10 protein-coding genes are annotated in these 15,747 nt (G+C 52.2%); 3 read left to right on the top strand and 7 right to left on the bottom strand.

Features of this window, described 5'->3' with window-relative positions; translation table 11 throughout:
• The first annotated feature begins 41 nt into the window (after nt 1-41).
• On the top strand, nt 42-470 hold the full coding sequence (locus P2W70_RS17425; protein ID WP_276482779.1) for a hypothetical protein: 429 nt from the start codon (nt 42-44) through the stop codon (nt 468-470).
• Between the two features lie 95 nt (nt 471-565).
• On the opposite strand, the gene P2W70_RS17420 is transcribed toward P2W70_RS17425, so the two are convergent.
• The 7 genes from P2W70_RS17420 to P2W70_RS17390 all read right to left on the bottom strand — a co-directional run bounded on the left by P2W70_RS17420 (nt 566) and on the right by P2W70_RS17390 (nt 12,579).
• The gene (locus tag P2W70_RS17420) at nt 566-2,371 is read right to left on the bottom strand and encodes a TlpA disulfide reductase family protein (RefSeq protein ID WP_276482778.1); all 1,806 of its coding nucleotides are present in this window, start codon (nt 2,369-2,371) and stop codon (nt 566-568) included.
• A 67-nt stretch (nt 2,372-2,438) separates the two neighbouring features.
• Nucleotides 2,439-3,830: a RagB/SusD family nutrient uptake outer membrane protein gene (locus tag P2W70_RS17415; protein WP_276482777.1), complete on the bottom strand. Its 1,392-nt coding sequence runs from the start codon at nt 3,828-3,830 to the stop codon at nt 2,439-2,441.
• A gap of 34 nt (nt 3,831-3,864) precedes the next feature.
• Nucleotides 3,865-7,167: a TonB-dependent receptor gene (locus P2W70_RS17410; RefSeq protein WP_276482776.1), complete on the bottom strand. Its 3,303-nt coding sequence runs from the start codon at nt 7,165-7,167 to the stop codon at nt 3,865-3,867.
• A gap of 262 nt (nt 7,168-7,429) precedes the next feature.
• Entirely contained in the window at nt 7,430-8,683 is a 1,254-nt protein-coding gene (locus tag P2W70_RS17405; RefSeq protein WP_276482775.1) for a FecR family protein, read from the bottom strand.
• 65 nt (nt 8,684-8,748) lie between these two features.
• Complete coding sequence (locus tag P2W70_RS17400; RefSeq protein ID WP_276482774.1) at nt 8,749-9,345, bottom strand: RNA polymerase sigma factor; 597 nt, start codon at nt 9,343-9,345, stop codon at nt 8,749-8,751.
• Between the two features lie 228 nt (nt 9,346-9,573).
• Complete coding sequence (locus P2W70_RS17395; RefSeq protein ID WP_276482773.1) at nt 9,574-11,130, bottom strand: DUF6770 family protein; 1,557 nt, start codon at nt 11,128-11,130, stop codon at nt 9,574-9,576.
• A 36-nt stretch (nt 11,131-11,166) separates the two neighbouring features.
• On the bottom strand, nt 11,167-12,579 hold the full coding sequence (locus tag P2W70_RS17390) for a M48 family metallopeptidase (RefSeq protein WP_276482772.1): 1,413 nt from the start codon (nt 12,577-12,579) through the stop codon (nt 11,167-11,169).
• A 270-nt stretch (nt 12,580-12,849) separates the two neighbouring features.
• Here P2W70_RS17390 and P2W70_RS17385 point away from each other — a divergent pair, with 270 nt between their 5' ends.
• Complete coding sequence (locus P2W70_RS17385) at nt 12,850-13,305, top strand: (2Fe-2S)-binding protein (RefSeq protein ID WP_276482771.1); 456 nt, start codon at nt 12,850-12,852, stop codon at nt 13,303-13,305.
• A gap of 3 nt (nt 13,306-13,308) precedes the next feature.
• Nucleotides 13,309-15,480, top strand: coding sequence for a xanthine dehydrogenase family protein molybdopterin-binding subunit (locus tag P2W70_RS17380; protein WP_276482770.1), 2,172 nt, complete (start codon nt 13,309-13,311; stop codon nt 15,478-15,480).
• The last annotated feature ends 267 nt before the right edge of the window (nt 15,481-15,747 follow it).

Below are 15,747 nucleotides of genomic sequence, written 5' to 3'. Positions count from 1 at the left end.
CCTGTCGTAATTTGCGTGCTCAGCGATTTATCTCATCACCCATGCAACTCAATTTTACCTTCGATACTGTAATGGATTCTTTGGGGCCTAATTTGACCTTATTAGGCAGTAAAGATGATTTCCGCCAATTGGCGCAGGTTGTGACCGACCTGACGGATGCAGGCCGTCCCCATCATTTCGAGTTGAATAATTTGCCATTTGTGGATCCCACACCGGGCGCCAGGGTGGTGTTTGCCTCCAAGCCCAACGCCAATAAATTGGGCATTATTGAAGGCCGCGTTCTGCTGTTTGAACTGGACGCCCGCTATTGGGAACGGCTCTTCAAGTTTTTCGTATTTATGTCCTGGGACAGGCGCACCTATCACCTCAACAGCGATGATGCCTCCCTGGCCGACCTGGAACTGCACCAACAGTGTCATTTTATCTGCAGTTCAGAATATCCCCATCTTTCCAAGGCGCTACAAGAATAAAAAAGGCCGCCATTGCTGGCGGCCAAGGAGGGTACATCATCCGCGTTTTCCGTTTATAGGGCGGGAAAACTATCTTTAAACTGGGCTGGGATGGATTATTTTCCCAGCACCATATCTACCTGCAGTCTTAATTTCATCTCTACATCCGGGCCTTCAAATCCGATATTGGCAAACTGAATATTGCCTTCTTTGTCGATCACATAGGTCGCCGGGATCACGGTAAACTTGAATTTGTCGCCCACCGCCGGATCATTGGTATAGTAAACAGGGAAACTATACTTTTTGTTCCCACTCCATCCCTGTGCATCGGCCAGCGTATTGCGCGCCCCACTGTTCACGATCATGAACTGCACATTGGGATTGCTTTTGTACTGATCATACAACTTCTGGATATACGGCATCTCCTGCATACAGGGCACGCACCAGGTGGCCCAGAAATCAATGATCACCACTTTGTTTTTCCAGGCCGACTCCGGCACCGGATTTCCCTGCATGTCTACAAAAGCGGCCAGCGATGGCGCCGGACGGCTGATGCGCTGTGTCTTCACTTTCGCCAGCATCTGCTGCTCTCTCAATGCTTCCAGCTCCTGTAACTTAGCTGAATTGCCGGTTTCCTTATAGAAGCTGGCAATGTTGTCCAGGGTTTCTTTGTCTTTAGACGCCTGCAAAGCCTTTTCCATGTGCGCAGCGGCCACTTCTTTTCTTCCCTGCTTCATGGCGATCAATCCCAGGATCGACTGCATATTGCCACGTGCCTTGCTGTAGGCTACCTGACGCGTGCTGTCATCCACATAAGGGAAAATATAGCCCGTCTCGGGGAAATAACGAATGACCCCCACCGGAAACTGATCAGCCAAGGCCAGCGTGCGCGTTGCATAGGCATAGGCGGAGTCGAGGGCGATGTTGTTGTCCAGCAACTGCTGGGCAATGCCCTTCAGCGTATGGGGACGATAGGGATTATCGCTCTCCACCGCGATCTTACGGGCGTGTAGCAAAGCCTTGGGGCCATTCTTACGTGCCGCATAGATATTGAACAGGCGGTCGTGCATTTCTTCAAATTCCTTGGCATTAGCCTTCGTCTCTTTCTTCAACTCCTTCTCAAACAAGGCGATCTGCTCTGCCGTATCCTTCTCTTTGCTGATATACCCCGTCCACAATTCGCGACCCAGTTCAGTATTGGGATAGCGCTGGCGAATCACTGTCCGGATAGAATCTACCCGGCTGTTTTCGCCCATGATCAGGTAACCCATCGTTACCTTGTTGACATTGCCCGATACGGTAGGCCCCGTATTGAATTTATCGGCGATCACCTGTAAGGCCTGCTGGCGAACTTTTTCTTTGTCGGCACCGGTAGCTTTGCCCATCTCATAGGCCAACAAGCGCAGCTTTGCTTCGTAGTTGTCGGGATACAGGGCCAATTCTGCCCGGTATTGTTCTGCCTGTTTTGCTGCCAGCTCGGGAGATCGGCCCATTTGTGCACTGAGGCTATACCCTTTGTACAATAATCCATCACGCACTGGCTGTTTGCCGTCATACACCGCTACTTCGTACAGTTTGTTGGGCGCCGGCCGGTCGATGGCTTCCCCGCTTTGCAGGTGAAAGGCCGCAAAAGTGGCGTAACGTGCCAGTTTGAAGCTGGTGGTCCACTTACCTTCCTGCCTGTCCATCGGTACCCGGTACGCTACATCGTACAGGTTGCTATAAGTAAATACAAGGGTCACCGCTTGGGCATCCGCGGGGATGGTAGCGCCTGGTGCCTTCGGATCATAGGTAATAGTCACCGTGGCGCCCCGCTCCGGTTGTTGTGGTGTCATGATCACCCTTTCCTGCGCCTGCATGCGATAAGCGGTCAGGGTGAGCATGATTGCCAGCGTCATATTTCGCATCATCTGCTTGTTCATGTTTGTCTTGCATTTAAAAAATGCCCCGGCAGCAATGGCACCACCGGGGCTGGAGCGTTACTATCCGTTATTTATAACCATCGTTCTGATCCAGGTTGAGGTTCGTTCTGATAGCGTCTGATGGAATAGGGTAGAGGGTGTCTGTCGCCTGCCAATTCGTTCCTTTGATGGGTCCCAGCACTGCGGTGGAGCGGCCGGTACGTTTCAGGTCGAACCAACGATGGCCCCACTCTGCAAACAGCTCTACTTTGCGCTCCTGCTCTGTCGCCAGCAGCAAGGCCGCTTTATCGAGGCTGGCAGGCAATACGCCCAGTCCGGCCCGCACCCGGATCGAGTCCAGGTCGGAGCGGCCATCGCTGAGCTTGTCCTGTTGTATACGTGCCTCGGCACGGATCAGGTACTGCTCGGCGATGCGCAACACCATCGAAAACTCGCTCAGGGTAGTCGCGGTAGACGTACGAACTTTGTACTTGTACGGGAAATAGATGGTGGCGCCGGTGGTGGTGGTACGGGTGCCCGCCCAGTTGGCCAGGCGCTTGTCGCCGGCTTCAAACTTCTTGATCAGGTTGGTCGTATCCAATCTGAATAACGGCAGACCGGTGGCGGAAGCAGGTACGGTAGTAAATCCTTCCCAGGTATTGCGCCCCCCCGATACATTCACCGGCATCAGTTGCCAAAGGGCTTCGCGGCTATTGGCCAGGAAGACCGTATTGAGGTCTTTCAGCAAGGCGTACTTGCCATCCTGCAATACCAGGGTTGCCTCTGCTTCCGCGGCACTCCACTGTTTGGTATACAGGTATACACGTGCCAGCAGCGCCGTAGCGACCGCTTTGTTGGGCCGTACGCGGTTTGCGGATTGATAGTTGTCAGCCAGGCGTTTCTTCGCCTCCGTCAGGTCGCTGATGATCTGCTTGTACACTTCGGTAGCCGGTGTTTGTGGCTTTACGTTGTTTTCGGTGGTATTGGTGGTCAGGATGAGCGGTATGTTGCCGTACATATTGACCAGGTAAAAATGCAGGAAGGCGCGCATGAAATACGCTTCGCCCAGCAACTGGTCGCGTACACCCGCCGATATATTGGGGGATGCTGTAACACCTTCTATCACCGCGTTGGCATGGTAGATAAACGTGTACTGGTCGCGCCACATGCTTTGTACATACTGGCTATTGGGCAACAGGTTGTTCAACCTGAACACATCGTAGCTGGCGAAGGCTGAGAGGTAAGCCATCTCGTCGGCCTGCATGCCACTCAGGTAGCTCATCAATACATTCGCATAGTAATAGTTGAAGGCGTTCATGTTGCTGTACAGGCCGACCATCGAGGCGGTAGCCGTTTTGTCGTCGGAGAAAGCCAGTCCCGATGGGAGCTCGTTCTTTGGCTCCGGTGTATCAACATACTTGTTGCAGGCACTTGCCGCCGCCAGCGCCAGGATGAGGATCGATATATGAATGCGTTTCATCGTTTCTTGTCTTTTTAATCTTTTAATAACCGGTTTAGAAGGAGAATTGCAGACCCGCTGTCAATGTCCTCAACGGCGGCATCACCAGTCCCTGTGTTTCGGGATCGAATCCTTCATAATTGGTAATGGTCAACAGGTTTTGCCCGGTGATATATACGCTCAGGTTGCTGATCTTGTACCGTTTCACATACTTCGACAGGTCGTACCGCAATGACACATTCTTCAACCGGATATACGAGGCATCGCCCCATACGGCACTCGACAGACGATACTGGTCATACAGCACATTGCCAGCGGTTGTAGTAGCGCGTGGTACGGGTACCAGGTCGCCTGGCTTTTGCCAACGCTTCATGCCACTCTTCTCATCTTTGTTGCGGATGATGCCATACGCAGTGGAAAGGTAACCGTAATTGATAGACGGACCTTCCTGCTGTACAAACTGGAACAGGAAGTCGAGTTCAAATCCTTTATAGCTAATGGAGTTCTGGAAACCGCCATAGAAATCGGGCATGGTTTTGCCCAGGATCACATAATCGGAATACTCCGACAGGGCACTGGGGTTACCGTCAACGTCGACGAAGATGGCCTTTCCTGTTTGCTGATCAACACCGGCAGACTGATATCCTCTTACGATGGTCAATGACTTGCCTACCTGGTACAACTCTTTATAACCAGTGGTCTCCAGTTCGGGGAACTCCAACAGCTCGTTCTTATTGAAGGTGATGTTGAAAGACGATTTCCAGCGGAAGTCCTTGTTTTGGATATTGGTGCTCGTGAGGTCAATTTCGATACCCGAGTTAAGCACCTTTGCGGGCAGGTTGGTCACATAGCTGCTGAATCCTGTTTGGGGAGACAGCGGAAAATCGACCAGTTGATTGCCGGAGATATTGCGGTAGAAATTGGCGTTGAGCAATACCCTGTTTTTCGCAAAGCCGAGTTCCAGGCCAGCTTCCAGCTTGCGGTTCTCTTCCCAGCGATAGTAGTCATTGGCCTGGCGGGTTACATTGAGCCCCAGGATGCCATCGTAGTTGAAGTTGACGGGCGACCAGGTGTCGAGGTAGGCATAATCGCCGATCAGGTCGTTACCAGTAGTACCATAGCTGGCCCGCAGTTTACCAAATGACAGGAAATTATTGGCAGGGATGAATTTTTCGTTGGTGAATACCCAGGCTGCCCCGACGGCGCCAAAATTACCAAAGCGGTTGCCGGGACCGAATCGCGTTGATCCGTCACGACGGAAGGTGGCGTTCAGGATATAGGTTTCGTCCCAGTTGTAATTCAGTCTTCCGAAGAAAGAATTATAGCGGTAGAAACGGTACGTAGACGTGCGCGGTCTCAAAGACCCGGCAGACTTTTGGTCTTCCAGCAACGCATCACTGGGGAATTTTTCGCCAATCAGGCTTTCTCCTTCCCGCAGGAACTCTTGCCAGGTAGCGCCTGCCATCGCACTCAGTTTGCCCTGTCCGATAACGAGCTGGTAATCGACCTGTGGTTCTACGCTGTAAGACCGGTTGCTGGCATTGCCAAAATACGTCATGCTACCGGCAGTGGTAACGGGGTTGAAGGTGGCGTCGGGGAATACCTGCAATTGATCGAGTGTCGTATTGGTATAACCCAGGTTGAGTTTCGCATCGAGCCCTTTCAGAATGGTATACCGGATATTCGAACTGGCTACGAGGTTGTTGGTGCGGTTGTGGGACCTGCGCAGCTCATAAGCGGCCGGGTTCTGTTCGTTCTGGAACCAATAGTATTTGCCATTGGCATCGTACAGGGGATAATTGGGCGCCAGGTTGTGCATCGTGGCGAGGTCACTGGCCATCGTCTTGTCACTGGTGTTCGAATAGTTGACCGATGCAGCGATGTTGAATTTACCATCGAGACTGGTGTGGTCGACGTTGAGGTGTACACCGCCGCGTTTCCAGGCCAGGTCGTTGGGGTAAACGGTCGTTTCCCGACGGAAAGCACCGCTCAGGAGGAAGCGTGTTTGCGCATTGCCACCCGATACGGAACCTTGTACGTCGGTTACGCTGGACGTGCCGCCCATGAGGTAATCGACCCAATCGGTGGTTTTGTTCTGGTCCCACACGGTGAGGTCGGGTGCATTGGTTTCATTGTACGCAACGCCGTCGTTGGCATACGCTTCTTTGCGCATTTTGATGTACTCTGGTGTCGACAGCATCTTGAGTTTGTTCACCACCTGGCTGCCGCCGGAATAGGCGTTAAAGTTGAAACGCGTAGTACCTGCTTTACCTTTCTTGGTCGTGATCAGGATCACGCCATTGGCGCCCCGGGAACCATAGATCGCGGTAGCATCGGCATCTTTCAATACATCGATGCGGTCGATATCGGCCGGGTTGATGGAGGCCAGCGGACTTTGGTTGCCATTGGCGGTAGTAAACTCATTGAGGGGTTCGGAGAAATAAGGTACTCCATCGATGATGTACAAAGGTTCGTTGCCACCGGAGATGGAGTTGACACCCCGCAGCATGACTTTGAAGCTGGAACCAGGCAAGCCATTGGAAGAGCTGACGAAGAAGCCGGGTACGCGGCCCTGGAGGGCGGCCAACGGATCGGTAACAGGCTGGGCAGCGATGTCGCGGCTTCTTACCGTCGATACACTCCCGGTGTTACTGCGGCGAATGGCAGTACCATACCCGATCACCACCGACTCATCGAGCGAATTGGAGCCGGGCTTCAGTTGTATGTTGAGTTGGTTCGTAGTGCCAACTTTAACTTCCTGTGTTTCGAAACTAACGGCCGAAATGACCAGTACCTGTCCGGGTTCTGCCTGCAGGGTAAAACGTCCCTGTGCATCGGTCGAGGTACCGTTGGTGGTGCCTTTGAGGGTGATGCTTACGCCGGGCAGGGGTGTGCCGGTATCATCGGTTACTGTTCCGTTTACTGTCTGGGGCAGGGGAGCGGCCATTGCCGTAACCGTTTGCTGGGTTGTTTTAGCAGCGGTTTCACGGCTGATGATGATGGTCTTTCCTTCGATCGCGAAATCGAGCGAGCGTCCTTTGAGGATCTCTGCGAGGAAACTGGTCAACGGCAGGTTAATAGCCTGCACGTTAATAGGTTGCAATCCTTCTACAAGTTTATAGTCGTAGAATACTACGTAGCCGGTCTGTTTCTTGATGGCTGTAAAAGCCCTTTCAATGGGCGCATTCTTGGCAGTAAATGTCACGGTCTGGGAAACGCCTTTGGCGCTTACCTGGAGCATGGCGACCGTCAGTAGCAGCATGGTCAATTTCATCACTAACAGCTTTTGCGGGTGGACCAGGGGATGGTTGAAAATTCTCCTGACCGGCCCCTGATCAAAAAGAGCCTTTAATTCCATACATTCGTAGTGTTTTGGTTTTAACAATAAACATCCATTACATCCCGATTCTTCGGGACATGTTTAACCCGCCCTTCTTTGGTGTTACAGCGGGCTGTTGACCGAAACAATCCCCGGAAAGTGCCGCGAACACTTTCCGGTTTTTTATGCGATCAATGCATTCGATCTTTTACGCAGGCAAATAGGCTACCGGCACCGGGCCGGGCAGCTACGTTGATTCACTTTCTTAGGATGGTGTTGAAGCAGGAAACAGGGTACGGGACTATCGTTTTGTAGTGCCGTGTACAACCAGGATGCCGTTTTCGATCGTACAGTGAACTCCCATTCTTTCCAGTATTTTGATCACCTGCGATAATTGCAGGCTGCGTTCTATCTCTCCTCCAAACAGGCGGTCGGGGTATTCGCCGCGCACCTCTACCCGTACACCGTACCAGCGGGCCAATTGGCCAATTACCTGTGGCAGGCCCGTCTTGTGAAAATTGAAATACCCGTTCTTCCAAGCGATCACCTGTTCTATATTTACCTGCTCTGCATAAATCGGCGGCGTCGTATTTACGTAGGCCAGCGAACTGTTTTGTGTCAACGCCTGTTGACCAGGCCGCAGGATCACGCTGGCAGGTGGCGCTTGCTGATCTGCAGGACCCACGTAATCACTGTAAGAAACTTTCACTTTGCCTTCCAGTAAGGTGGTAGCGATAGATCCTTCTGCCTCATAGGCGTTGATATTGAAATGCGTGCCCAGCACTTCTACGATAGTACTGTTGACCTCTACGACAAAGGGCATGCGTTGCCCGTTGGGTTGGGTGGCTTTGCTAGCTTCAAAATAAGCTTCGCCGGTAATGCTCACGACGCGTTTTTCGCCGGTAAACGATACCGGGTAGGTCAGCGATGAGCCGGCATTCAGCCACACTTTGGTGCCATCCGACAAAACGACGCGGAACTGACGACCCAGCGGCGTGGTGATGGTGTTCATCTCCATGCGGGCTTGCTGGGCGGCTGATTTACCGGGATGGTAACTGAGTGCTCCATCGGCCAATACCAGCTGGCTGTTGCCCTGGCTGGAAATAGCGCCATTCCCCAGGCTGTCGAGTACGATGGTGGAGCCATCTGACAGGGTCAATACGGCTCCATTTTTACCGGGGGCAGCATCGGTAACGGGTGCCGATGCCTGCCCCTTTTCGGTAATTGCCTTGTTATTATTGTCTATCGAAAACCAGAGCATTGAACCCGATAATAATAGGAAGGTGGCAGCAGCCACCCAACGATAACGACGCAGCCAGTGTATCCGGCTGGGCGCGGGAAGATCCGTTGCCGGCAATTGCCGCCGCAGGCGTTCCAGGATGGCTTCCTTTTCGCCCGGCGGAGTTGTGCCGGTGGTTTCCTGTTGCAACAACGCATCGATCATGCCGGCCAGCGGACTGTTTTCCTGCTGCAACAATTGCAGCAATTCGGCCAGCTCTGTGGGGGAGAGCAGTCCTTGCTGGTAGCCTTTCCAAAGTATTTCCAATCTGTTCATACGCTGTGCTGTGAGTAAAGACGGTGATCAGGTTGCCTAGTATGACAAACCCGTAAAATATTTTTTTAAGCTCCCCATTCCAACAGGGCTACGATGAGCAAGAGCCCCGTGGCGTGGCCGGTGAGGTATTCCCGGATGGCGGCCAGGGCGCGGGACATATGGGTTTTGACGGTGTTTTTGGATACGCCGAGGTGTTGGGCGATCTCGTCCTGCGTCCACCCACTTTCGCGGGTCAGGAGGTATACCTGCCGTTGTTGATCGGATAATTGATCCAGGGACTTTTGCAACAGGGTCTGCGATTCCTGGTACAGGAGCCGTTGATCGGCCTGGAAAGGACTTTCGGCAAACCAGGCTGTGAGGTGTTCTACGAACGGTTGTTCGCGTAGTTGTTTGCGTAGTTCGTCGAAGATGTGGTTGCGCGCTACGATGAAGAGGAAGCTGGTGAAATTATCTTTTTCCGGTAGTGACTGTCGTTGCAGCCAGATCTTGAGAAAGATCTCCTGCACCATGTCGCGGGCCAGCTCGCGTGATTTGGTGAGGGTGAAAGCTACCTGGTAGATACCATCCCAATACGCATCGAACAACTGTTCAAAGGAAGCAGCATCACCCTGGGCAATGCGGTTGAGCAGTTCGGCTTCATTATGTAAAGCTTTGATGGGCACGGATTACTGTCCTTCTATTAATGTTGATAGGTGGTAGCGTTGCACAAAGGACAGGTTTAGGTTGGGAAACGGTAAAAATACGGAAAAAGGGGTAATGGCAATCCTCCCGCTATACAGCGGGACAGGCTCCGTCGGGACAGGCTCCGGCAGAAAGGCAACGTAGGTAATACAGGATTAAAAAAAGCCTGCGGCACAGGGTACCGCAGGCCTATAAAAATGGGTGGCCACTTATCCGAGCTTTTCGAGTCGCAGGTCGAGGCGTTTGTCTTTCTTGAAATATTCGAGGATCATGATCGAGCCGGCTTTGGCAGGCAATACGCGCATGGTGCTGGCTTTTGATTTCAGCTCCATTTTGTCGGTGGTAAATTTGGAACCATTGAAACGAATGGCATTGAAGGTCTTTCCTTTGTATTCTGAGCTTCTCACCCAATCACTGAAACATACTGTAAAGGAGCTGTTATCGGTTTCAAAAGTGGTAAACTCGTAATCAAAGGCACCGCCCATTTTCAGCATCATGGCAAGCAGGTGCTGGCTGGCCTGGTCGCTGGCGTAAGACAGGTCGGCATCGCTTTGTGTTTTGTCGTAAATGGTGGCATTGGTCACTTTGTATTTGGCATCAAACTCCATCAGCACCATATCGGTGATCACGATCTTGGTGACGCCGAAGTCACTTCTGCCGCGCGACAATACGGCTGCACCAATACCGAGTGCGCTCACCTTACGCTTGTAGCCTTCACCCACCACATACAGCTTACCGTTTGGCGCCTTGATCAATTTATGGATGAACAGGTATCCCACATCATCGATCTTTCCTTTGGCGTTGGTGGGCAGGTGTTTAGCAAAGTCGCCGCCCCAGGAGTTGAAGGTCTTGCTGACCACTTTACCCTTGCCGTCGATCTCATACAAGGCAAGGCCCTGGCTGGCATCTTTCGCAATATTGGCGTTGGGCGCATAATAACTTCCCATGACCAGGATCTTATTGCTGCCGGGAAACTTTTGCACACTGGAGGGGACGAACTTGTTGTCGGTTTCTTCCGCATCGATCTCAAATTCTTTCTTCTTCGTTACGAAATTGATACCTACCAGACTGGCTGCCATCTTACCACTCAGTGCCCTTCTTTTCTTCATGACCTCCAGAATGATGAGGCTGTCTGTGCTGCCCAACACTTCGGCCTGGGCGTAACGTTCTTCGTCATCAGTGGGTACATAGGTCCATTGTTTCTTGCTGGTCGAGGAATAGAAATCCACTTCATAGGTACGCTGTTTGCCATCGCGTAAAGGCAAGACGGATACATAACCCAGTTGGCCTACGTCAAACACATTCTGGTTGGTACCTTCGTCGGACCGCAGGGTAGCATATCGCTCCATCAGGTCTTCAGTCTTCTTATCGTACTCGCGCGCGTAGGAGTATTTCAATTTGCCATCGAGGCCATACACCTTCATCTCCAGTTGTTTGGTGTCGTCGTTCTTGAACAGAAACGCGAGGGAGCCGCCATTGTAAGCGGCTTCAAGCAGGCTGATCTCTTTGGAGTCCTGGAATTTGATGTCTTTTACTTTGTTCAGGTTCTGGTCGAGGATCTGCAGTGTGTACTCGTTGGTCTTCTTGTCGATCTTATCACTTTGATACAGGAAGAAATACCCTTTGATCTGGTTGTTCTCCATAATGCTGCCGCTGTTGCGCAGGTAGGTGGAGTAGACCTTGTCGATACTTAGTTTTTCCTGGGCGAATAGTGGCTGCCCGGCTGTGCTGAAGCAGAGGGCAGCGATCACAAACTTTTTGAGCATTTTCGTTGGTTTAGTAGAGCGGTTTTGGAAAGTTGTTTATTCTTTGACGATTTGTGCACTGTTGTTGTAGACCGCTTTGAACGGTTCGTAGGTACCAAGCTTCTCCTGGTGCCGGCTAAGGAAGTGGTAACCGATGGCCGCATACTGCTCGCGGTGCAGGTTCTGCACAAACTGCAGCAGGAGATTGTAACTGGCACTGTAGCCTGGCGTTGGCAGGTCGACGTATTTACCAAGGGTATGCGTTTTCTGTGCCGTATACATGCTGTTGAACAGGTTACCCGTATGGGTGACGAGGTATTGATCGCCCGGATGCTGCTGCAATAAGGCCAGGGTCAGGTAAAGGCTTCTCGTATAATTCTTATTGGAAAAGGTATAGGCAATGGTCTCGTAGCGGAAGTGCTGGCGAAACTGTTCAAACCGCGCGACATCGATGGCATTGAGCTGCTTGCCGGATTGCGCCTGTCGTTCGATGGCCGGCATCAACTGGCGGATGCGCAGCTGACAATCGGGGTGCGTTTTCAACGAGTCGGCCAGCACGGTGTCGGCGACCAGGTTGGCGTGTCCACCCAGCAATCCTTCCTCTTTGGCGATCCATTTTTTCTGAAAGGGATAGGCGGGTGTGTGGAACTGTGCCTTCAAAGCTTCTGCCATATCCAGTGGCTCTGCATCGATGGTATCGAGCAAGGCCAGGGTGCTCAGCGCCCCCCGTGGGTCGAATCTCGTATTGGATAGGAGGGCTACGGCTACCGAGTCGGCTTCCGTTTCATGGTCGCGGCTGTGGCGGCGGTGACTGAAGGTCATGTCCTTCACGAGCTTGTCGAACCGGTCACGTTTACCATATTGCGATCCTTTGATGTCGCGCAGTTCGGCCTGTATCTCTTTTGAGTTGACGAACGCCACATATTTGTTGATGGCGTTTTCGCTGTGGTTCATGATGAAATGAGCGATCTCGTGGGCGATGACAAAGGCTGCCTGGCTTTCGTTATCGAGCCGGTGAAAAAGGCCCATGTTGAAGAGGATGATGCCATGGCCGATATAGCTGGCATTGGGCACCGCGGAGCGCGAGAAAAAACAGCGGAAGGTTTTCTGCGCCAATACAGGATTGGTGCGTATCAGTTCGTTGGAGATGGCATCGAGGTATTGCTGGGCGGCTTTATCGGTATAGATCTCTTTGTCGTCGAATTTGGCTTTGATATGATCCCAGCGCGCCTGGTAGATTTTTTTGTAATCTTCCCGGTTCTCTTTGGGCAGCGATGTCACTTGCTGTTTGTGTTGTTCTTCAAAGCGGGTGTACAGCTGGCTGAGGATACCGTCATCGGAGGGCAGTGGTGCAAAAACGGTGTTTTGGGCCCATCCTGTGGTCGCTGCCAGTAAGAGGCAGGCCAGCAGCAGCAGTTGGTGGTAGCGGGCATGCCAATGCCTGGCAGCCGGGTTAAAGGGTTTCATCATTTGGGGTGGTTGCTAACAATACAAATAAAGGCAATATTTCAGACCTGACCATGCCGATGTACTATAACGCAGGTGGATAGGGTTTATTACAGGTTGGGAGCGGTTTGTCCGTATTCGGGCAGGCGCTATCTTTTTAATAACATAACGCATTCAGCCTAAATTCATCTACGATTTAGACCAATCCGGGTATTTTTTCGACAAACGGCAGGACAGTACAGGTCGCCGGCAAGGAAATTTGGCTACCTTTAGTCCACTCAAAATGAAATCCTTATGGCCCTTTTTAAGCTTAACGTCAATGGTAAGGAACGGCAGGTGGATGTAGAACCCGATACACCGCTGCTGTGGGTATTGCGCGACAGCCTGCACCTCGTTGGTACGAAATATGGCTGTGGGGTGGCCCAGTGCGGCGCCTGTACGGTGCATATGAACGGCAATGCGGTTCGCTCCTGCATTCTGCCGGTATCGGCCGTGAAGTCGCCGGTCATTACGATCGAGGGATTATCCGAACATGGCGATCACCCCGTACAGCAAGCCTGGGATGAGGTGGATGTGCCGCAATGTGGTTATTGCCAGGCGGGCCAGATGATGACGGCCGCTGCTTTCCTGAAAACGCATCCCAAACCAACGATGGAAGAAATAGCCGGCGCCATGCAGGGCAATATCTGCCGTTGTGGTGCCTATCACCGTATCCGCGAAGCCGTATTAGTTGCCAGTCAAAAAAAGTAATCCATGGAATCTACTCAACATACTACCAGCAGAAGAGATTTTCTGAAATGGTCTTCCTTTACTGCGGGCGGACTGGTGCTTGGCTTCAAATGGGTCAGCGCCGAAGCACAGACTGCCGACATTTTCGTGCCTGCTGCCGACGCTGCGCAGGTGGCCATCAACCATTACCTCAGCATTGGTACCGATGGTATCGTTACGATCTTTTCACCCAACCCCGAGTTGGGACAAAATATCATGACCTCGTTTCCGATGATCGTTGCCGAAGAGCTCGACGCCGACTGGAACAAGGTGAAGGTGGTGCAGGCGCCACTTGACAAACGTTTCGACCGTCAGCTCACCGGTGGCAGCGGCGCCGTTCCCCATTCCTGGATGTTGCTGCGTAAGGCGGGCGCTACGGCCCGTTATATGCTGATTGCTGCAGCAGCAAAGCAATGGGGCGTTCCTGAATCGGAATGTACGGCCAGCGAGGGATTTGTATTGCACAAAGGCAGCGACAAAAAGCTGTCGTACGGTGAACTGGCTACCGCAGCAGGTGCTATTGCTGTACCGGCCAATGTAACCCTCAAAGACAAGAAAGATTTCAAACTGATCGGCACCGCGGTCAAGAACGTGGCGAACCATGATATCCTGACGGGTAAACCCTTGTATGGGCTCGACTTCTACCGCGAAGGCATGTTGTACGCGACGATCCAGCGCCCGCCATCCTTTGGCACCAAAGTGAAATCGTTCGATGCCGCCGCTGCGAAGCAAGTACCTGGTATCATCGATGTGGTTCAGGTGAAGAATGGGGTAGCGGTGGTAGGTACCTCGACCTGGCAGGTGATGAAGGCGAAGAAAGCGCTGAAGATCACTTACGAGAACAGTGGCAATATTGAAAGCACGAGCGACCACGACCGAATTTTCGGTGAACTGCTCAACAGCGATAAGGCTACAGTACGCCGCAAAGATGGTGATGTCGATGCTGCCTTCAAAAGCGCAGCGAAGGTGATCAGGAAAGAATTTCAATGTCCGTTCCTGTCGCACAGTCCGATGGAGCCGATGAACTTCTTTGCGCATGTGAAAGAAGACAGCGTAGAATTGATTGGTCCCTGCCAGATACCGGGTTCGGCCCGTACGGCGGTGTCCAAGCTGCTCAATATACCGGAAGAGAAGATCACACTGGACCTTACCAGGCTGGGTGGTGGTTTTGGCCGTCGGTTGTACAATGACTATGTCGTAGAAGCAGCGGAGGTCTCCTCCCTGATCAAGGCACCCGTCAAGGTGATCTGGTCGCGGGAAGATGATATGACAGGGGGTACTTACCGCCCGGCTGTTCGCTATCGTTTCGAAGCGGCGCTGGATGCTTCGGGCAATATGATCGGCTACAAGCTCCGTGGTGCCGGTATCAATTCGGGCAATCCCACCCGGGAGAGCAATTTCCCCACGGGAGCCATCGAAAACCTGCTCATCGACTCCATCGAACACCAATCGCCGATTACAACCGGGGCGTGGCGTGCACCGATCACCAATTTCCTGGCTTATGCCGAGCAAGCCTTCCTCGATGAGGTAGCGGAAGCGGCTGGTAAAGACCCGATCGATTTCAGGCTCGAGTTGTTTGAAAAAGTGAAAGCCAAAACCATTGGCAAGATCAATTATAATGTGAACCGTATGATCGACGTGACCAAGCGGGTGCGGGAACGCTCCAACTGGGGCAAAGCGAAGAAAGGGGTTTACCAGGGCTTCAGCGTGTATTTTTCGCACGCCTCCTATGTGGCACAGGTGGCCGAAGTGGTGTTGGAAAAAGGCAAACCAGTGGTGAAGAAGGTTTTTGCTGTATCGGATTGTGGCCAGGTGGTGAACCTGGGTGGAGCGCGACAGCAGGTGATGGGAGCGATCGTTGATGGTATGGGGCATGCTTATTTCGGTAAACTGTCGTTCAAAGACGGTGCTGCGGAACAAAGCAATTTCCACAACTACCGGCTCATCCGCATGAAGGAGATCCCGGAGGTGGACCTATTTTTTGTAGACAGTGGGTTTGATCCTACTGGACTGGGTGAGCCCGCTTTACCACCTACCGGTGGTGCCGTGGCCAATGCCATTTTCAAAGCTACCGGCAAACGGATGTACAAACAACCTTTTACCGAAACGGAAGCTTTTACTACGACGCCTGGTGCCAGTGGCAAGAAAACTTTCTAACCTTCTTTTCAAATCATATTATCAAGAGCGGCGGGTGCCGCTCTTTTTTTTTCTTGTTGTGAGTGTGGTGGCGGATTGAAGAGCCTTTATAGCTTCCCCACCTTCCTTTTGTGGAGACTGAGTGCCACTTGTCAATCGCCAAAAATGGCTTCATGATAATGTATTGACGAAAAACGCTCTCTAATCGACATACTTACTGCACGTTAGTAGTCATGGAAAGGATAGTGCAACAACTATTCATGTTGCTGCAGTTGGTGCGGCGAACTG

Source organism: Paraflavitalea pollutisoli (genome assembly GCF_029360705.1).
GTDB lineage: Bacteria > Bacteroidota > Bacteroidia > Chitinophagales > Chitinophagaceae > Paraflavitalea > Paraflavitalea pollutisoli.
This window is presented reverse-complemented; position numbering and strand designations above follow the sequence as displayed.

Excerpts from the sequence above, each read along its gene's own strand:
- P2W70_RS17425 (WP_276482779.1), top strand. The coding sequence starts at position 42 with ATGCAACTCAATTTTACCTTCGATACTGTAATGGATTCTTTGGGGCCT.
- P2W70_RS17420 (WP_276482778.1), bottom strand. The coding sequence starts at position 2,371 with ATGAACAAGCAGATGATGCGAAATATGACGCTGGCAATCATGCTCACC.
- P2W70_RS17415 (WP_276482777.1), bottom strand. The coding sequence starts at position 3,830 with ATGAAACGCATTCATATATCGATCCTCATCCTGGCGCTGGCGGCGGCA.
- P2W70_RS17410 (WP_276482776.1), bottom strand. The coding sequence starts at position 7,167 with ATGGAATTAAAGGCTCTTTTTGATCAGGGGCCGGTCAGGAGAATTTTC.
- P2W70_RS17405 (WP_276482775.1), bottom strand. The coding sequence starts at position 8,683 with ATGAACAGATTGGAAATACTTTGGAAAGGCTACCAGCAAGGACTGCTC.
- P2W70_RS17395 (WP_276482773.1), bottom strand. The coding sequence starts at position 11,130 with ATGCTCAAAAAGTTTGTGATCGCTGCCCTCTGCTTCAGCACAGCCGGG.
- P2W70_RS17390 (WP_276482772.1), bottom strand. The coding sequence starts at position 12,579 with ATGATGAAACCCTTTAACCCGGCTGCCAGGCATTGGCATGCCCGCTAC.
- P2W70_RS17385 (WP_276482771.1), top strand. The coding sequence starts at position 12,850 with ATGGCCCTTTTTAAGCTTAACGTCAATGGTAAGGAACGGCAGGTGGAT.
- P2W70_RS17380 (WP_276482770.1), top strand. The coding sequence starts at position 13,309 with ATGGAATCTACTCAACATACTACCAGCAGAAGAGATTTTCTGAAATGG.